The following is a 19187-nucleotide window of genomic DNA, read 5'->3' on the forward strand; positions in this document are numbered from 1 at the left end:
TGACCACGTGCTGACCTGTCCCAATGCCCGCCGCGCCAGCGCCCACCTGCCCCGCCTGACCACCGCCCGCGCCCCGGCTCAGCGCCCGCTCGACGCCCCGCCGGCGCTGTCCCGCCTTCAGACCGCCGCGCTGACCACGCATATCACCGAACTCGACCACGCCATCGCAGAACTCACCTCCCCCGAAAGCCCGACGCGTGATGACCCCGTCACACTGCGGCTGCGGCACGCCCTGGAACACACCTCAAGGACGGAGGTCCGAAACCTCTGGAGGCTACCCGACTTGGATCGCTGTGGTACGTCGGGCGGTTGCGGCGCGGGTGCGGGCGCTGTCGGTGGGGTGGATGCCGTAGCGGGCGGGATCGAGGCTNCCGACTTGGATCGCTGTGGTACGTCGGGCGGTTGCGGCGCGGGTGCGGGCGCTGTCGGTGGGGTGGATGCCGTAGCGGGCGGGATCGAGGCTGATCAGGTCGCGGTGCAGGCGGCGTCTCCGCAAGGCCAGGTCGAGGTGGAGGCGGGGGCGTTTGACGCGGACTTCGGCGACGGTGCGGGGTTGATGTCCAGGCGCTTGGCGAGTGTGGTGGCTGGCCATCCGGCACGTGCCAGGTCGGCGAGCAGCCGGGACGCATCCTCGGAGTCGGTCAGGCCGGGGGCGCCGGTGTCGCGGCGGCCGGGGAGCGGGATGCCGAGGATGGCGTCCGCGGTGGTGCGGGGGACGTCCCGGGCCCTGGTGCCGTGTGCCGGGGTTCGGAGGATGCGGCGGACCAGGGTCACGGAAGGCCGGCGCGGTCGGCGATGTCCTGCGCGGACATGCCCTGCCCGCGCAGCCGCACAGCCCACCGTGCGGTCGGTTCTGCGTACGGAGGGTCGGGTCGGCGCCGTCCGGGCCACCACCTCGGGGTTGCTTCGCCTATCCACGGGCCTTATCGTTTCTCGATACCATCGATAATCGATATGTGAGGCGGGGACACTCCATGACGGAAGACCGGAAGATGCTCGAGCCCATGGCCACGGTCGTGTCCGTGGTCCTGCGCATTCTGTTGGCCCTTGCGATAACAGGACTCGTCGTCTCGGTCGTACATGGCAGTTGGGGAGGCTTCAGCGTCTGCATCGCCGACGAGTCGAGCAGCAGTTCCGCCACGCCTGGCGGCTTCGCCGCCGAGAGTGGGGCGCAGGTCGACTCGATCCCGCGTTACTGCGCAGAAGCGCCCGACGCACACTTGCGTATCCTGGACGCGCTCAGCAGCCTGCCGTCGAGTTTGCTCCTGATTAGCGGCCTGTACCTGTTGCACCGGTTCTTGCGGGGAGCGGCGCGGGAGGGTGTTTACACCGCGCGTACGGCGTCCCGGCTTCGCCTGGTCGGCTGGTGGCTGCTTGTCGGCAGCCTGGTCGTCGAGTTCGCCGAGGCGAATGCCAGGGCGGCCCTGCTTGCGGCGCTGGCCGAGGACGTGGACTTCTCGGCCGGGAGCGTGCTGAGCATGTGGAACTTTCCGTACCTGGCTGTTCTGACCGGTCTCGGTGTTCTGACCTTCGCACGGATCACTCGCCAAGGTGTGTCCATGCGTGAAGACCTCGAAGGGCTGGTCTGATGGCTGCCGCGGACGACCACGAAGGTCATGACATCGAAGTCCACCTCGACAGGCTGCTCAGCGAGCGCAGCATGACCCTCACCGAACTCGCCAACCGCGTCGGCGTGACCAACGTCAATCTGTCCGTGCTCAAGAACGGACGCGCCAAGGCGATCCGGTTCAGCACCCTCACCCGGATCTGTGAAGTCTTGCAGTGCCAGCCAGGAGACCTGCTCAGTTATCGCCCGGGATCCTCGGACGGGCGCCCGCGTAAGCCTTGACCCGCAGGACCCACGAGCTACTGGCGCCCCATCAGCGGGCAACGCAAACCGCGGCCGACCACGACCTGGCGCAGCTTGCCGACCGGTATGGATGCCGCGCAGCCAGGTGAGGTCGTTGGTCGGAGTCGCGTGACCACCCGGCCCCCCCCGGGCCGCCTGGAGGTGCCGTCGGCGTACCGGCGGGCGGCGAACCGGGAGGCGACGAGCTGCTCAGGGCGGGTGCGCTCGCGTTCCTCGCCCCGTGTAGGGTGATACCACCGACGCGGGGTGGAGCAGCTCGGTAGCTCGCTGGGCTCATAACCCAGAGGTCGCAGGTTCAAATCCTGTCCCCGCTACGAAGGAGGGGCCCGGCGCCAGCGGGGCCCCTCTCATGTTTCCTGGCCGCCAGTCCGTCCTGTGCTACCGCCTTCACTGCCATCGCGCCGCGGGGGAGTCTGCGAGCTTCCAGTCGGCATCCTGGAGCTGTTCGATAACCTCGGGGCCCCTTGGGGGCGCTGGCCGATTCCAAGGGGTCGGCGATCGTAGGCGGCCTGTGTTCAGCGGATGTGACTTTCCGGCCAGCCTTCTGCGTGGGCGCGCACCATTCGTGACGTCCGTTTCCTGCCAGCACCCGCCCGTGCCTCAAATCCAGCATGGGCACATGACCAGATACACCGTGCTCCCCATCGACACAACCATCCTGAAGGAACTGCGGGCTGTCGACGACGCGGGCCGTCCCTGCGCTCCGTACATCGCCACCGGCGAGGACGTGGGCTCTCCGCTGCGCTGCTGCTTGCGCCCCACCACGCTCGGCGAGCGGATCGCCCTTGTTTCGTACGCCCCGTTGCGTCGCTGGGCCGCCACGAGGGGTACAGATCCCGGCGCGTACGACGAACAGGGTCCCGTCTTCATCCATGCCGATGACTGCGGCGGGTCCACTCCCGGCGAGAACTACCCCTTCGCTCGGCCGGGCGCCCTGCGTACCGTGCGCCGCTATGACGCCCGGGGCCATATCGCAGGCGGCCGCCTTCTGGAGATTCCGGCCGACGCCACGACCGGCTTCGATGCAGCCTTCGACGATGCGTTCAACGATCCGGACGTGGTGCTCGTACACGTCAGGGCACTGGAATACGGATGCTTCCACTTCGAGGTGCGACGGCCCCCCGCCAAGGAGCAGTAGCAGCCGTACCACCTGAATGATCGACTTCCAGGGATCGGCTGCGCGAGTCCAACGTCGGTGGGTGAAGACAGAGTTGGACTCCCTCGCCACCGCACTCTATGTGAAGACCGATGACCTGCTGAAGGCACCACCGCATATCGCCCCGTGGCGGCCCGCAGCAGGCATCGTGCCGCAGCTGACCGACGCCGAACTGGTCACTCTCGCCATGATGCAGGCCATGCTGGGCTTCACCTCCGACGCCAAGTGGCTTCGCCACGCCCGCTCCCACCTGTGGCATCTGTTCCCCTACCTGCCGAGGCAGCCCGGCTACGACAAGCGCCTACGCAAGGCCGCCGAGCTGCTGTGGCGGGTGACCCGGCTGCTGGCCCCCGACACCTCCATATGGAGCGACGACGTGTGGATCGTGGATTCCACGCCGGTGGAATGCGGGACGCTCCCGGGAGACCGTCAAACGCTCCGACCTGGCCGGATGGGCCGAGTACCTGCCGAGGGCCAGGGCCCACCGCCGTTCTCGGTGCGCCTTCGGCCCCACTGTGCTGGGTGGAGGGCCGGTCAGGCGGGTGAGGGGAATCGGACTGCGAGCAGGGCCCGATCGTCGGGGAATGCGGCCTCGGGCTGGTGGTGCAGAAACCGCTCGCACAGCTCGGCGATGTCCAGGCCACTGGTGGTGCGGGCGAACTCGGTCAGCCGTTCCATTCCTATGGCGAGGTCCTCGCGACGGCGCTCGATCAGCCCGTCGGTGTACAGCAGCAGGGTGTCGTTCTCGCTCACAGTGATGTCGGCCTGTCGGTAGCGAATGTTGCGAATGGGTCCGAGAGGCGGTGAGGTGGCGTGGTTGAGGTAGGCGCTGGTGCCGTCGGCGTGGATGAGCAGCGGCGGCGGATGGCCGGCGCCGGCGTAGGTCAAAGTGCGCGTCCGGCGATTGAAGACCAGGTAGCAGGCGGTGGCCATGCGGTTCGGATGGTAGCGCCCCAAGAAGGTGTTGAGTTCGTCCAGGACAGCGCTGGGGTCGGTGCCGCAGCGCGGCACGATGTTGCGCAGGGCGGCGGTGATCTGTGCCATGACGGTTGCTTCGTGCAGTCCGTGGCCGGCGACGTCGCCGATGCTCAGGCCGATGTGATCGGCGTCCACGTCGTAGACGTCGTACCAGTCGCCGCCGACCGATAGCAGGTCGCTGCCCGGGGCGTAGCAGGTGGCCGCCTCCAGTCCGGGCAGGTGGGGCAGCTGGGGCAGCAGGCTGAGCTGTAGACGTTCGGCGACCCGGTGCTCGTGCTCGTGCAGCCCCGCTCGGCGCAACGCCTGAGCGATCTGCTGGGCCACAGCCGTCACATGCTGAGGAGCGGTAGAGCTGTGTGAGCCGTACACGATCAGCATGCCCAGCTGGATACCGTCCGCCTCCAGCGCCAGCGCCAGCGGAACCGCAACCGCGGCCCCACGGGGGGGCGTGGCGTCCGAGGAAGAAGGCCGGTCCAGGTCGGTCCAGCCTCCCGCGTCAGCCGGAAGGCCGTTATCACCTGGCTGCAGGGGCGGCACCAGCCGCACCGAGTGCAGATAGAGCTCCGCCGCGGTGGCCCCCAGGGCCGCCGGCGCCACCTCACTGACGACGCGGGACACCTGGGCCAGTGTGATCGCACCGGCAAGGGCGGCGGTCAGGTCGTACAAGTGCTGCAACTGGGCACGGGCGGCCTGTTCAGCGGCCAGCAACCGCGCTCGGTCCACTTCGGTGGCCCGGCGGAAGGCGACCTCCCGGTTCAGCCTTTCCACCTGCTGGCTGAGCACCACGAACTGGTCGGACGCCCCGGCCTCGACGAGATGCAGCTGCAGGGCCGGCTGCGGCCCGTCCCACCACGTGGCCCGCGCCCCGTGACAGCCAAATCGCCGCATGCGGCCGTCAGCGTCCTTGATGACCAGCGCGCCCGGTACGGGGCTGCCGCTGCGCAGCCATACAGCCAGCTGCTGCCGCAGCCACGACGTGTCGTCGGGCCGCAGATCGAACACGCTAGCGCCCGGGTGCAGCCGGTCGTCACAGCGGCAGGCAGCCGGGTTGGCGGCCAGCACGCGGCCGTCGACCCCGCAGAGAAGCACCGGATGGGGCAGCGGTTTGGTGATGGCCCGGAAGAGGCCAAGGGTCATGGAGCCACAGCCCGGTCACCGAAGTACTCACGGCCACTCACCGTCTCGATGTCCACGTCGGAGACCAGGTGCACCACCACGCGGCAGCCCGCGTCGCCGCGCGCGATGGTCTGCTCCAGCTCCACCCGCGCGTAGCCCAGGTTGCGGGCGGCGATGGTGCCAAAGACGTTGGACGTCATCATGCACATCGACTCCCGGCCCACCACCTTCTCGGCGAACGGGCACACCCGGTTGCCCAGCACGATCTTCTTCTCGTCGTGCTCGATGACGTAGAAGTCACCGTTGATGCGGCGCTTGAGATCCACGAGTGTCTCAGCGACCTGCTCACCTGTGAGCCGGTCGGCTCCCAGCGCCTTGAGGTACATCTCGTCGATCTGCGTGCCGACGGCCTGCCCCACCAGGCTGACGTAGCCGGACGCCTCCTCCAGACCGATCACCGACTCCAGCGACGTCGCCAGCTCACGCACCAAAGTCCGCAGGAACACATCACGGTCGAGTGGAATCTCCACGTCCGAAACCTGTTCCATGCGGGCTCCCTCGCCCTCGGGCCGCGGCGGCAGCGGGACCGGCGTGACCTCTCTTCCTGTGACGGGACCTGATTTTGCCAGCCCCCTCCAACCCGCCACCACCAGCACATCGATCTCTCGGCGGAGGGCCTTCACAGGACCTGCCGGTCACCTGGCAGACACAGATGGTTCACCAGACAGGTAGGGGTAACCCGACCAGTGGCTGCCACCGGCTGCGCGCAGCGCCGGTCGGCGGCGGCCTAGGGCCACCCGCGCTGGAGGAACCTTGTGAACGGCGAATCGACCATCCCATCCTGTGAGTCGCGCTTCCCCGCAGTCACGGCGAGCATCACGGCTGCCCGGCACTGGGTCCGCGACTGCGTGGAGAGTTTCGGCGGCCCGCTGCGCGAGCACCGGATAATCCAGACCGCCGAGCTGCTCGTCTCGGAACTGATCACCAACGCCATCCGCCACGGCTCCGGCCCGCCTTTGATCCGGCTCACCTGGAACGGGCGGTGGCTGCGCATAGCCGTGAGCGATTCCAGCGACCGCTGGCCCCGTAAACGGGCCACTTCGACCACCGAGCCCGGCGGCTTTGGTATGCAGCTCCTCGAACGACTCGCCCGATGCTGGGGCGTCACCCCGTGTCATCCCGGCAAAACGGTCTGGGCCGAACTTGGCCTCGACTCCTGAGCTCGCCCTGCCTTCCAGCGTGGGTCAGCAGTGTCGCCATGACGAGCAGACTTCAGCGGAGTAGGCCGCATGACCCGCCTCCAGCTTGCCTCAACGGGGAACCATGCCGGCCGTGCTCAGCCCTGCGGTCTGACCTGACTGGTCGAAGGTCAACATGCGACCCGGGACTCTCAGAGGGTGCGCCAGATGTGAGAGGACCGCACGCTGCATCTCTTCGCTTGGCCTGACCGGTATCGTGCGAGGTGATCGAAGGGCCGCCGTGTGGCCAAGCCCGAGGAACTGGGGGGAAGGTCGTGGATGTCCCACATGTTGTGGGCGGGCCCTCCACCCCGCCGCCACGTGGCGCGGTGCTGCAGATCATTCCGTTGCCTGACAGCTCCGGGCTGGGGGCAATCGGGGAGATCAGCATGAACACACGGACCGTTTGGCAGCAGGCGCTGAAGGAACTGGCCGAGCGTCACACGGATGTGCTGCATGTGGATCTGTCTCGCGTGCAATTCGTGGATGTGGCTGGTGTGACGGACCTGGCGGTAACCGCCCACCGTCTGTCCGAGGGACGGCGGATCGTGCTTCACCGCCCTCCGGCGCAGTTGCCGCGCATCCTTGAGCTTTTCTGGCCGGGGATCGCCGCGATCGAGGTGGCGGCGTGATGAGCACAGCCACCTCGCACGAGTCGTTCGTTCACCCGGCGCTCTTCTACCGAGACCGGGACCAGTACATCGCGGGGACGGTTCCCTTCCTGAGGGAAGGGCTGGACGCCGGTGAGCCCGCAGCCGTCGCCGCTCCGCCGGATCGCCTGGAGCTGATTCGCGAGGGGCTGGGTGAGCGAGCGGCGGAGGTGCGCTTCATCGACATGACCCAGGCCGGCCGCAACCCCGGCCGCATCATCCCCGGCGTGCTGCGCAAGTTCGCGGACGCCGAGTCGAGCGCCCGCCGGGTCCGCATCATCGGCGAGCCGATATGGCAGGGTCGTTCCGCCGTCGAGTACCCGGCGTGCGTCCAGCACGAAGCCCTGATCAACGCTGCTTTCACCGGGCGCGCGGTAACCATCCTGTGCCCCTACGATGCCGGGCAGCTGGAGAAGCAGGCGCTCAGCGACGCCCTGGCGACCCATCCGCTCATCCTCGACGCTGATGGAGAGACGTCCTCCGCCGCCTACAGCCCCGAGCAGATCATCGCCCGCTACAACGAGCCCCTGCTGGCCCCACTCTCCGCCGCGACCTGCCCTTTCGCCGCCCAAACACTGCCCGGTGCCCGCGACTTCGCCGTCTCCCAGGCGCGGTTCCTGGGCGTGTCCGGCGTGAGCCTGGGAGATCTGGAACTCGCGGTGGCGGAGCTGACCACCAACAGCGTCGTCCACGGCGCCGGCTCGGGCACACTGCGCATCTGGGCCGAGAGCAACCGGATTGTCTGCGAGGTCCACGACGGCGGACAACTCAACGATCCTTTGGCCGGCCGCCGCCCGCCCAATCCCACGCAGCCCGGCGGCCGTGGCCTCCTTCTCGTCCACCAACTCGCCGACCTTGTCCGCGCTCACACCGGCCCCGACGGCACTACCATTCGCTGCTACCTCCCCGGCTGAGCAGGACAATGTGGCGGGCCCCGCTCACGCGCTGGTGGCGTGGGTCCCGCTGAGCCAGGCGCATGCCATGGCACCTGCTTTGGGCGTCGCCCTCTGTAGAGCGGCCGGCCGCCGTCGCTCAGAGGGGCCGGTCGACGGCAGTGTGGCGGGTCAGGGCCGCGCGCAGTTCCCCGAGCAGGACGTCGGGCAGGGCAGCGCCCTGGGCGTGTTTGAGGACCTGTTCCGCGACGGCGGCGAGTTTGATGTGTGTTGGGAGACCTCTCGCAGCACCCTGGATCCGTCGGCGGGGCTGATCTGGCCCAGCACGACCAGGACGCCGATGGCCTGATCGATCACCGCGTGCGAGGCGAGCGCCTGATGCAGCTGCCGGTTCTCTGTCCGCAGCTGCTCCAGCTCCGCCACCAGTTCATCGGCTGCCCAGGTTCTTTTCCATCATCCATTTTGACCGCTGCACGTCACCCACGCATGGGGATCCACACAGGCCAGCACGCTCGACGCCCCTGCACGGCCTGGGAGGCTTCACGCCCTTTCCCTTCGTCGCGCTGTCGGCGTCGCCGCATCGGCACATCTTCTGGGTGAACCGGGTGGCGCAAGGTTCCTGTGAATGACCTGGCGCGAGGCTGCGGGCCAGGTGGCTGAATCCAACTGTGCAGGTCAGGACCTCTCTTGTGAGCAACCACACATTTTGTTGACCGTGTACGGTCACTACCTTTTTACTTTTCGAGACCTTTACAAGATCCATATACGGGGGGATTTCGTGAAGCCTCATGGGGCTGGCCTGCCGCCAGCACGGAGGGCACGAAGAGCACGCGCCTGTCTCCTGGGCGGCGCCATGGCCTCGCTCATCCTGTCAGCACTGCCTGGACTGCCTGCCGCAGCGCTGCCGGCGGCCCACGCGTCGGCAGCAGGGTCCGGGCCGGTGAATGAGATCACCGCATCCACCCGGGCTCAGGCGTCAGGGGAGCCGGTGGAGGTGACAGCGGACCGCACCGAGTACTCCACGACCAAGGCGAACCCGGACGGCTCTTTCACACTGACGCAGTCCTCCACCCCCCAGCGGGTGGAGGAGAAGGATGGCAGCTGGGGGACGGTCGATCCTGCACTGGAGCGCCGTGAGGACGGCCGGATAGCGCCCAAGGGCGCGGTCGTGAACCTGTCCTTCTCCGGCGGCGGTTCAGGAACGAACATGATCCAGCTGGGCAAGGACGGACGATCTGTCACCCTTGGCTGGCCTGGAGACCTGCCGACACCGACCCTGAACGGTGCGACAGCGACTTATGCCGACGTCTTCGACGGGGTGGACCTGCAGCTGACAGCCACGTCTGAGAGCTACCGAGAAGTTCTCGTCGTCAAGACGCCCGAGGCGGCACAGAACCCGGCGCTAGAACAGGTCAAACTGACCGCGTCCGGCGACGGCCTGTCCGTAGTGCCTGGAGTCGGCGGTGGTCTGCGCGCCATCGATGAGAACGGCAACGCCGTGTTCCGTGGCCCGGCCGGCCAGATGTGGGACTCGGCCGGTGACAGCGCCGCAGGCCCGCAGACGCAGCTGATGCGTACGGGCACCGGAAAGCCCGCAGACGGTCAACCGCAGGATGACCCATCACAGCCCGGGCAGGGTGATGCCACCGCGGTGCTGCCGGTGAAGGTCGACGACGATGCCGTGGCCGTGCACCCGGACCTGGGTCTGCTGCGCGGCAAGGACACCGTCTACCCCGTCTACATCGACCCCTCCATCGGCTTGGGCGTCTCAGAGCGCACGAAGCTCTCCTCGGACGGCGACAAGTTCTGGATGTTCGACGGGGACAAGGGCGTCGGCAAGTGCGGAACCGCTGACGGCTACTACTGCGGTGGCGGCTACGTCGACCGTATGTACTTCGAGTTCGCGCCCACGAAGCTGGCCGGCAAGCATGTTCTGGACGCCACCTTTCGGGCTCATGAGACCTGGTCGTTCAACTGCGACCCCCACTGGGTGGACCTGGTCCGCACCGACAACATCTCCGAGGGCACCAGGTGGCCGGGCCCCAGACAGTTGGACTTGATGGGCGACCGCTACGTCTCGGCCGGCCGCGGCAGTCTGTGCAGCCCCGACCAGCCGGACTCGTGGATCGAGTTCAACGACAACCCCGATGAGCCGGACGAGAATCTTACGAGCACCGTCCGCTCCTTCGCGGACGGCAAGATGAGCCGCCTCACCTTGATGCTGCGCGCGAAGGACGAGAGCGACCCGCGCGCGTGGAAGCGCTTCGACGACAGCGCCGAACTCCAGGTCACCTTCGCCTACAAGCCCGGTGTGCCGACCAGCGTCGGTGTCATCCCCGGCAATGGCACTACCGCCTACTGTGAGAAGTCCTCCTCCGATCCACTGATCGTCACCCGAACCGATCCGATGGTCCAGGCCCGCGTCCAGACGCAGGTCGAGGCCCACAAGGGCGACGAAGAAGGCTCGCTGCAGGCCGAGTACGTGGTCGAACGCGGTGACGATGCAGCCTGGCACCAGGTGTGGACAGGGCACAGGCCCGACACGGGCTGGGATCCCGATGAGACCCTCGAGAAGATGCGCACCACCGATCGCGCTGACGGTGGCCTGTACCGGTACAAGGCGCGAACCCAGTCGCACTGGTCATACAGCGGGAAAAGCGGCGACCTGTGGTCGCCCTACAGCTCCTGGTGCTACTTCAAGATCGACTCAAGCGCGCCCAAGGCCCCCCGTATCACTGCCGGCTCTCCCTATACCGAATGCACCGCTGAACTGTGTGCCGGCAACGGCGGCCCAGGAGTGCCCGGTTCTTTCACCTTCCAGCCCAACACGGCCGACATCACCAATGGGCACACCGACAACACCGCCTATGAGTGGAAGTTGCTGTCCACGCCTGCGAAGCAGGTATCCGGTGGTCTCAATGTCGAGGTCAAGGACGTGAAACCACCGCTCGCCGGTACTCAGGTGCTCTCAGTGCGGGCCAAGGATGTCCACAACCGGTGGGGCACGCCCGCGGAGTTCGTTTTCAAGGTAGCCCCCGCAGAAGGGGCGGTCGGCCGCTGGCACTTCGACGACGCAGCCCCGGGTTCGGGAACGACCGTCGCCAAGGACACCGCCACGGAGGGCACCAGGCACGACGCCACCCTCTACACCTCGCACGCCGGTTGGTCCTCTCTGGGACGCCGTGGAGAGTCCGACTACTCGCTCTACCTCAACGACAGCAACACCGACACCACGCGTGATGGTTACGCGGCCACCGCGGCGCCGGCGGTGAACACCAAGGACTCCTTCACCGTTTCCGCCTGGGTCTACCTGACCGACACGACACAGACGCACGTAGTGCTGTCGGCCCCAGGCGCCCAAGCTTCGGCGTTCACGCTGTACTACTCTCCGAGCTACAAGAAGTGGGTGTTCAACCGCACGGCCGCCGACGTCAAGGAGAACCCGGTCTACCTCCGGTCGATCGCCGATGCCGGGCCGCCGCCGCTGAACGTGTGGACGCATCTGGCAGCCGTCTTCGATAACAAGGGTGATACCGACAAGACGAACGACACCATCCAGTTGTTCGTCAACGGGCGCCCACAAGGCAATCCGGTGGTGCTGAACGATCTGTCCTCCGCCTACCAGCCGTGGACATCCACTTCCGGCCTGCAGTTCGGCCGTTCGCTGGTCGGTGGGGTCGGGGGAGAGAACTTCCGCGGCCGTATCGATGAGGCCTCTGTGTGGCAGTACCCGCTCACTGCGGAGCAGGTTGCGCAGGAGGCGCAACTGACGCAGGCCGGCGTGGCGGACGACGAGCTCGTCGCGGACTGGGATGCCACCGCTTCCACCGGAACCCAGGTCAAGGAAGTCACTTCCTACCCCGCGCCGGCGCTGGCGCTGTCCCCCAGCGGTGCAGTGCTAAACGAGGACAACAATGCCCTTGTTCTGGACGGGACGTCGGGCTATGCCTCGGCCAACGGCCCGGTGGTCGACGAGACCGGCTCGTTCACCGTTTCGGCTCACGTGAAGCTGGATGCCGACAAGCTGGCGACCAAGCCGGTCGGCTATCAGGCTCAGGTGGCCGGGCAGGCGATCGGCGGTGAGTCCTCCTGGGCGCTGTGGGTGGTCAAGCCCGCAGCCGACACCTACCAGTGGAAGTTCACGCGCACCGCCGTCGGATCGGACGGCAAGGTCACGCAGAGCGCTGAAGTGGCAGCTGCCGATTCCGCCCAGGTGAACACCGGGGTGGACGTCACGGGCGTGTTCGACGCGCAGGAGTCGTGGCAGTGGACCGACCCGGCCGATGCGTCGAAGACCGAGGACCGGCTCGGCCGACTGCACCTGTACGTGGGCGGGACAGAGCAGCCCGGCGATGACGACTCCGGGTTCTCCGCGGTCCAGCAGGGTACCGGCGCGCTGTCGGCGGGCAGGGGAACGGCCGGCGGATCCACGGGGCACTACCTGCCCGGCTCGCTGGAGTCCCTGCGGGTATGGACCGGGGCGCTGAACTTCGATCAGGTCCTCACCCAGGTGCTGGACACACCGGACGGCACCTGACCCGCGGTGCCGGGCGGCTCGCTCTGTGACCGGACCGCCCGGCATCCGGCTGCCTGACAAACCCCACCTCACTTTCCTTTCATCCTCCTCAACGGCACGCGTCCCGCCTGACACAGCCGGACGCCGCGTAGGAAGAACCGCCATGAACTCCTTTGGCATACCCAGGCCGACATCAGGCCGCAGGGGCAGAGACAGAACACGTTGGTCTCGTCGTATCGCAGTGACCACTGGCCTGGCTCTTCTGCCGGGCCTGCTCACCCCCGTCGCGATCGCCGCGGACACCGACCCTCTGGGACGTCCTCACCTGAAGGCCCCGCATGCCACCAGGGTCAGCCCCTTCACCGCCAAGGTGAACAAGAAGAACGCGGCGGAGGTGAAGAAGGCCGCCGAGGCCGACCGGATGGCGGCCGCCCGGGCCCGCCACGACCAACAGCGCAAGACCGTCTGGCCGAAGGCGGGCAAGGCGTCGCTGACTGTTCCCGGCACGGGCACGGGCACGGCCAAGGCGGCTCCGGGTTCCCTGCCGGTCACCGTCACCGCGCCCGGCAAGGGCAGGCAGGCGAAGTCCGTCACCATCGAGGTCCTCGACCAGAAGACGACCGCCGAACTGGGCGTCAGGGGAGTGGTCCTCAAGGTCACCGGCCCGCGGGCTGGAGGAACGGCGCGACTGGGCGTCGACTACTCGGCCTTCGCCTCAGCCTACGGCGGCGACTGGGCCGGCCGTCTGCAGGTCACGCGCCTGGCGGACTGCGCCCTGAAGGATCCGACCGCTGCGAAGTGCCACAGCCGACTGCCCCTCGACACGGTGAACCACCGGGAGAAAGACAGCATTTCGGCGCCGGTTTCCTTCTCCGCCGGCGCCCACCCGATGCTGCTCGCTGTCGCGGCGGGCGCCCAGTCCGGCGCCGGTGACTACAAGGCGACGCCGCTGTCCGCGTCCTCGACGTGGGAGGCGGGCGGCTCGTCCGGGTCCTTCACCTGGTCCTACCCCCTGCGCGTGCCCCCGGCCGCGGCAGGCCCCCAGCCGAACCTGTCGATCTCGTACGACTCCGGCGCCGTCGACGGACAGACGTCCAACACCAACAACCAGGGCAGCCAGGTCGGCACGGGCTTCGACCTGACCTCGTCCTTCATCGAGCGCAAGTACGGCTCCTGCGACGACGACGGCCAGGACGGCAAGTACGACCTGTGCTGGAAGTACGACAACGCCTCCCTCGTCCTGAACGGCAAAGCCACCGAACTGGTCAAGGACGACACCAGTGGCAAGTGGCGTCTGAAGGACGATGACGCCTCCACCGTCACCCACTCCACCGGTGCCGACAACGGTGACGACGACGGCGAGTACTGGACCGTCGTCACCGGTGACGGCACCAAGTACGTGTTCGGCCTGAACAAGCTCGACGGGGCCGGCTCGGACGACCGCACCCAGTCGGTGTGGACGGTGCCCGTCTTCGGCGACGACGAGGGCGAACCCGGCTACAGCAGCGGTGACTCCTTCTCCGCCCGGCACAAGACACAAGGCTGGCGCTGGAACCTCGACTATGTCGAGGACACCCACGGGAACGCCGAGTCGTACTGGTACACCGCCGAGCACAACAACTACGACATGCTCGGCAACGACAACACCGGCACCGACTACGTCCGCGGCGGCTACCTTAAAGAGATCCGCTACGGCCAGCGCGCCGGCGCCCTCTTCTCCGGCTCCCCGGCCGCCTCCGACAAGGTGGTCTTCGACTACGCCGAGCGCTGCCTGGCCTCGGGCAGCGGCTGCGACTCCCTGACCAAGGACACCCGGGACAACTGGCCGGACGTGCCGTTCGACTCCGTATGCAAGGACGGGGACAAGTGCACCGGCAACGTCGGCCCGGCGTTCTTCACCCGCAAGAGGCTGACGGCGATCACCACCTACGCCTGGCACGCGGCGGCATCCACCCCCGCCTTCGAGCCGGTGGACGTCTGGTCCCTCAAGCAGCTCTACCTCGACCCCGGCGACACCGGTGACTCCACCGACCAGTCCCTCTGGCTCGACGAGATCAAGCACACCGGCAAGCGCGGGACCGACCTCTCGCTGGACCCGGTGACGTTCAGCCATGTGATGCTGCCCAACCGCGTCGACGGCGCGAGCGACGACATCCTGCCGCTCAACAAGCCCCGCCTGAAGACAGTCACCTCCGAGACGGGAGCGCAGACGATCGTCTCCTACAAGGAGGCGGACTGCACCGCAGGCGGCAGCAAGCCGAAGCTGGACGAGAACACCAGGCGCTGCTACCCGGTGTACTGGTCACCCAACGGTGAGAAAGACCCCAAGCTCGACTGGTTCCAGAAGTACCCGGTCAGCTCCGTGTCCACCACCGACCCCCAGGGCGGCTCGGAAGCCGTACAGCACAGCTACCAGTACACGGGCGGCGGTGCCTGGCACTACGACGAGGACCCGCTGACCCCGGCCAAGGAGCGCACCTGGTCCATCTGGCGCGGCTACCAGCAGGTCACCCACCTCACCGGCGTCTCCACCGGCACGCAGAGCAAGCAGACCACGCTCTACCTGCGCGGCATGAACGGTGACCGCGTACTCGGCCCGGACGGCAAGACGCCCGACCCCGACAAGCGCAAAACCGCCAAGGTCTCCGGCATCAAAGCCGACGAGATCACCGACTCCGAGCAGTACGCGGGCTTCACCCGCGAGTCGGTGACCTACGACGGCGACACGGAAGTCGGCGGAACCGTCAACGACCCCTGGTCGAAGAAGACCGCGACCCAGCACAAGTCGTACGCGGACACCGAGGCGTACTACGTACGCACCGCCGCCACCCACGCCCGCACCCACATCACCAGCAAGCTCACCCCGTACGACCGCGTGCACACGGTGAAGACGACCTACGACGACTACGGCATGGCCGAGACCGTCGAGGACGAGGGCGACGACTCCGTCACCGGCGACGAGACGTGCACCCGTACCTGGTACGCCCGCAACGACGACAAGGGCATCAACTCCCTCGTCTCCCGCACCCGCAAGGTCACCAAGCCGTGCACGACCACGGACTCGGCCCTCGACCTGCCCGCCGACTCCAAGCACGCGGGTGACGTCGTCTCCGACACCGCCACCCTCTACGACGCCACCACCACCTGGTCGGCATCCCAGAAGCCCACCAAGGGCGACGCCACCTGGACCGGCCGCGCCAAGGGGTACGGCAGCGACGACACCCCCACCTGGCAGAAGGTGTCCGGGACCACCTACGACACCCTCGGACGCCCCAAGACCATCACCAACACCAACGACCTGACGGTGTCCTCCGTCACCTACGTCCCGACAGACGCAGGACCGCTCACCGCGACGTCGGCCGAAGACGCCAAGCACTTCAAAACCACCGCGGCGCTGGACTTCGCGACCGGCGCGACCGTGAAAGCCACCGACCCCAACAACAAGGTCACCGAGAGCGAGTACGACAGCCTCGGCCGCATCACCAAACTCTGGCTGCCCAACCGCTCCAAAGTGCTCAGCAAGACCCCGAACTACGTCTACGCCTACCACGTCACCGGCACGGGCATGCCCTGGGTGTCCACCGCGACCCTCAAGAACGACGGATCCGGCTACAACACGACATACGAGTTCTACGACTCCCTGCTGCGCAGCCGCCAGACCCAGACGCCGACCCCGCAAGGCGGCCGACTGATCTCCCTGACCCTCTACGACGCGCGCGGCCTGGCGGTCAGCCAACAGTCCGACATCTGGGACAGCACCTCACCGCCCAGCTCCCAGGCCGCAGAGATCGACGGAGGCCAAGCACCCACCCAGACGGACACCACGTACGACGGCGCGGCCCGGGCGACCAAGGCCGTGACGAAGGTGCACGGCGTCACCCGCTGGACGACCGACACCACCTACACCGGTGACACCGTCGCCAGCAGCGCGCCCGCCGGCGGCCAGGCGACCGCCGTGGTCACCAACGCGCTCGGCCAGACCACCCAGCGCCGGGAGTACGCCGGCCCGAAGCCGACCGGCACGGACTTCACCACGACCGACTACACCTACACCCGCGCCGGTCAGCAGGAGACGATCACCGGTCCTGACCAGACGAAGTGGTCGTACACCTACGACCTCTTCGGGCGCCAGGTCACGGCGACCGACCCCGACAAGGGCAAGACGGTCACCGAGTACAACAGCCTCGACCAGACTCTCAGCACCACACCGAACGACGACCAGTCGAAGAAGCTGCTGTACGCCTACGACGACCTCGGCCGCAAGACGGACCTGTGGCAGGCCGACAAGACCGACGCCAACAAACTTGCCACCTGGGGCTACGACCAGGTCGCCAAGGGACAGCAGGACACCGCCACCCGATACGACGGCGGTGTGGCCGGGAAGGCGTACACCGAAAAGGTCACGGCCTTTGACGCCATGTACCACGCGACCGGCAACCAGCTGATCCTGCCCGACACGGAACCCCTGGTAGCCGACAAGTACGTGGCGAACAAGTTGTCGTTCTCCACCGGCTACAACCTCGACGGCTCGATCAGCCAGTACTCCGCCCCGGCAGTCGGCGGCCTCGCCGCGGAGGGAGTCTCTTACACCTACAACGCACTCGGAGGGCAGCTCACCGCCAAGGGCACCACCGGCTACCTGCAGGGTGCCGCCTTCTCCCCGCAAGGTGATCTGCGCCAGCTCACTGTGGGCATGGACGGGGCGTCCTCGTCGAAGAAGGCCTACCTCAACTGGGACTACGAGGAGGGCACCCGCCGCCTGACCCGCGCCTTCGTCACCGACGACGTGCACGGCTACATGCCGCAGGAGCTGAAGTTCACCCAGGACGACGCCGGCAACGTCACCTCCATCTTCGACGCCACCACACAAGGCGGGACGGCAAAGGCCGACTACCAGTGCTTCGCCTACGATGGCGACCGCCGCCTCAGCGAGGCCTGGACCCCGAAGACCGCGGACTGCTCGGTCTCCGGCCGGACGACGGCCAACCTCGACGGAGCGGCACCCTACTGGACGTCGTACACCTACAACGACGCCGGCCAGCGCAAGACGGAGACCCAGCACACCACGTCGGGTGACAAGGCCACGTCGTACACCTACGACGACCCCGCCGACACCAAGCCGCACACGCTCGACAAGACCACAGGCGCCCGCGCAGCCACCTACTCCTACGACAGCAGCGGCAACACCACCTCACGCCCCGGACCGACCGCCCAGCAGAGCCTGGTGTGGAACACCGAAGGCGACCTGTCCAAGCTCACCGAAGGCACCAAGGAGACCAGCTACCTCTACGACGCCAGCGGCGAACTGCTGATCCGCCGCGCCAAGGGCGACGGCGAAACCGTCCTCTACCTGGGCGCCGGCACGGAACTCCACCTCACCACCAAGGGCACCACGAAGACCGCCTCCGCCACACGGTCCTACACGGCCAATGGCCAGACGATCGCCGTCCGCACGGCCACGTCCGGAGTGTCGAGCACGAAACTCAACTTCCTGGCCGCCGACCAGCACGGCACCTCCAGCATCGCCCTCGACGCAAGCACCTATGCGGTCACCAAGCGCTACAGCACCCCCTTCGGCGCCCCGCGCGGAACAAAGCCGGCGTCCTGGCCCGACGACAAGGCGTTCCTCGGCAAGCCGGCCGACGGTACGACCGGCCTGACCCACGTGGGAGCTCGCGAATACGACCCCACCCTCGGGCAGTTCATCAGCGTCGACCCGGTCCTGAGCCTTAACCAGCACCAGTCGCTCAACGGCTACAGCTACGCCGGCAACACACCGGTCACTCAGTCCGACCCGACCGGCCTGTGCTTCGCCGACGTCTGTGGCGTCGGCACACCTAAGGGCGACGGTTCAGGGAACGTCATCACGGACGGCCCCATCGACCCCAACAACCCCAGCGCAGGTAGCTGCCACCACGGCAGCTGCGGCAGGGTCCATTACAACCAGACCGGAACGGCCTCCACCAGCAGCTCCGGAAACGTCAGCTCCGGGACCAGCAACGCCAGCAACCGCTGCGCCCGAACCGGGCTTCCTCAGGACTGCGGCGCCCCGGTCAAGGGCCCCAGCGACAGCAACAGCTACATCGGCAACTACCTGAACAGTCTGGTTCAGAGCAGCGATTTCTGGAGCGGACTGGTCCAGGCCCTGGGCGGCGGCGTCATCGACACCTTCGGAGGCGGTGCGATCGCCACAGGCGTCACGGCCTGCGGAACAGGTGTCCTCTGCGCAGGCGGCGCCCCAGTCATAGCCGTTGGCACCGGAATGCTCGCCGTCGGCAGCCCGATGATGGCATCTGGGGCGGACAAGCTGGGCAAGGCATTCCGCGAAGCGGATGGTGCTGCCAGCAGCGGAAGCGGTGTCACGGTCAGCGACGAGGAAGGACTTGACGCTGCAGAAGAAGCGGCAAGCAAGTTCGAGCACCCCGGAGGGACAAATGGTGCACTTTACGTTGAGGGCTATGACGACTCGCTTGCGGTTTCGTCTGGAAAGGCGGCTCAGCCGCCTGGGTACGTAGATCCGCCGGGCGTTCTCAAGGTCAATCGCGAACATGCGGAAACGCATGCGATCGCGTTGATGCGACAGTATCAAATGTCAAGAGCGCACCTCTACATCGATCAGACGTACATCTGTTCCACCTGCATGAGGAATATCAATAAAATTCTTCCAGCAGGTTCCAGGCTTGACGTCACATTCAAGAACGCGCTAGGCGAGATCAAGACGGAGTCGTTCGGCGTGAAGGACTGGTAAGAGGCAAGAGTCCCCTGCCCCT

At 67.3% G+C, this 19187-nt stretch carries 12 protein-coding genes, 1 tRNA gene and 1 pseudogene; 10 read left to right on the forward strand and 4 right to left on the reverse strand.

Going from position 1 to position 19187, the window contains the following annotated elements:
- Positions 1 to 465 precede the first annotated feature (465 nt).
- Complete coding sequence (locus V7E45_RS18950; protein ID WP_333775367.1) at positions 466 to 774, reverse strand: hypothetical protein; 309 nt, start codon at positions 772 to 774, stop codon at positions 466 to 468.
- A gap of 200 nt (positions 775 to 974) precedes the next feature.
- Here V7E45_RS18950 and V7E45_RS18955 point away from each other — a divergent pair, with 200 nt between their 5' ends.
- From V7E45_RS18955 to V7E45_RS18975, 5 genes and pseudogenes are all read left to right on the forward strand, one after another.
- Positions 975 to 1589 (forward strand): DUF2975 domain-containing protein, encoded by a 615-nt coding sequence (locus tag V7E45_RS18955; protein ID WP_333775368.1) that lies wholly within the window; start codon positions 975 to 977, stop codon positions 1587 to 1589.
- Positions 1589 to 1849 (forward strand): helix-turn-helix domain-containing protein, encoded by a 261-nt coding sequence (locus V7E45_RS18960; protein WP_319146757.1) that lies wholly within the window; start codon positions 1589 to 1591, stop codon positions 1847 to 1849. The genes V7E45_RS18955 and V7E45_RS18960 overlap by 1 nt, the downstream gene beginning before the upstream one ends.
- 261 nt (positions 1850 to 2110) lie before the next feature.
- Positions 2111 to 2184, forward strand: a tRNA-Met gene (locus V7E45_RS18965).
- A 305-nt stretch (positions 2185 to 2489) separates the two neighbouring features.
- Positions 2490 to 3008 carry a DUF1203 domain-containing protein gene (locus V7E45_RS18970; RefSeq protein ID WP_333775369.1) on the forward strand — a complete coding sequence of 173 codons (519 nt, stop codon included), beginning with the start codon at positions 2490 to 2492 and terminating at the stop codon, positions 3006 to 3008.
- Positions 3009 to 3069: 61 nt separating this feature from the next.
- Positions 3070 to 3490: pseudogene (locus V7E45_RS18975) on the forward strand (IS982 family transposase); the annotation flags it as partial.
- Between the two features lie 70 nt (positions 3491 to 3560).
- Here V7E45_RS18975 and V7E45_RS18980 read toward each other — a convergent pair.
- The gene (locus V7E45_RS18980; RefSeq protein ID WP_333775370.1) at positions 3561 to 5141 is read right to left on the reverse strand and encodes a PP2C family protein-serine/threonine phosphatase; all 1581 of its coding nucleotides are present in this window, start codon (positions 5139 to 5141) and stop codon (positions 3561 to 3563) included.
- A complete protein-coding gene (locus V7E45_RS18985) occupies positions 5138 to 5668 on the reverse strand; it encodes a methanogen output domain 1-containing protein (protein ID WP_333775371.1) in 531 nt (176 codons plus the stop codon). The genes V7E45_RS18980 and V7E45_RS18985 overlap by 4 nt, the downstream gene beginning before the upstream one ends.
- A gap of 267 nt (positions 5669 to 5935) precedes the next feature.
- Here V7E45_RS18985 and V7E45_RS18990 point away from each other — a divergent pair, with 267 nt between their 5' ends.
- The 3 genes from V7E45_RS18990 to V7E45_RS19000 all read left to right on the forward strand — a co-directional run bounded on the left by V7E45_RS18990 (position 5936) and on the right by V7E45_RS19000 (position 7922).
- Complete coding sequence (locus tag V7E45_RS18990) at positions 5936 to 6340, forward strand: ATP-binding protein (protein ID WP_333775372.1); 405 nt, start codon at positions 5936 to 5938, stop codon at positions 6338 to 6340.
- A 347-nt stretch (positions 6341 to 6687) separates the two neighbouring features.
- Positions 6688 to 6990: an STAS domain-containing protein gene (locus V7E45_RS18995; RefSeq protein ID WP_333775373.1), complete on the forward strand. Its 303-nt coding sequence runs from the start codon at positions 6688 to 6690 to the stop codon at positions 6988 to 6990.
- Positions 6990 to 7922 carry an anti-sigma factor RsbA family regulatory protein gene (locus V7E45_RS19000; RefSeq protein WP_333775374.1) on the forward strand — a complete coding sequence of 311 codons (933 nt, stop codon included), beginning with the start codon at positions 6990 to 6992 and terminating at the stop codon, positions 7920 to 7922. Before V7E45_RS18995 ends, V7E45_RS19000 begins: the two co-directional genes overlap by 1 nt.
- Positions 7923 to 8072: 150 nt before the next feature.
- Here V7E45_RS19000 and V7E45_RS19005 read toward each other — a convergent pair whose 3' ends face one another.
- Positions 8073 to 8324, reverse strand: coding sequence for an ANTAR domain-containing protein (locus tag V7E45_RS19005; protein ID WP_333775375.1), 252 nt, complete (start codon positions 8322 to 8324; stop codon positions 8073 to 8075).
- 517 nt (positions 8325 to 8841) lie between these two features.
- Between V7E45_RS19005 and V7E45_RS19010 the strand changes: the two genes are divergently transcribed.
- Both V7E45_RS19010 and V7E45_RS19015 read left to right on the forward strand, forming a co-directional pair.
- The gene (locus V7E45_RS19010; protein ID WP_333775376.1) at positions 8842 to 12438 is read left to right on the forward strand and encodes a LamG-like jellyroll fold domain-containing protein; all 3597 of its coding nucleotides are present in this window, start codon (positions 8842 to 8844) and stop codon (positions 12436 to 12438) included.
- A gap of 142 nt (positions 12439 to 12580) precedes the next feature.
- Positions 12581 to 19165: an RHS repeat-associated core domain-containing protein gene (locus V7E45_RS19015; RefSeq protein ID WP_333775377.1), complete on the forward strand. Its 6585-nt coding sequence runs from the start codon at positions 12581 to 12583 to the stop codon at positions 19163 to 19165.
- Positions 19166 to 19187: the final 22 nt, after the last annotated feature.

It is taken from the genome of Streptomyces sp. IBSBF 3136, from assembly GCF_036815105.1.
Taxonomy (GTDB): domain Bacteria; phylum Actinomycetota; class Actinomycetes; order Streptomycetales; family Streptomycetaceae; genus Streptomyces.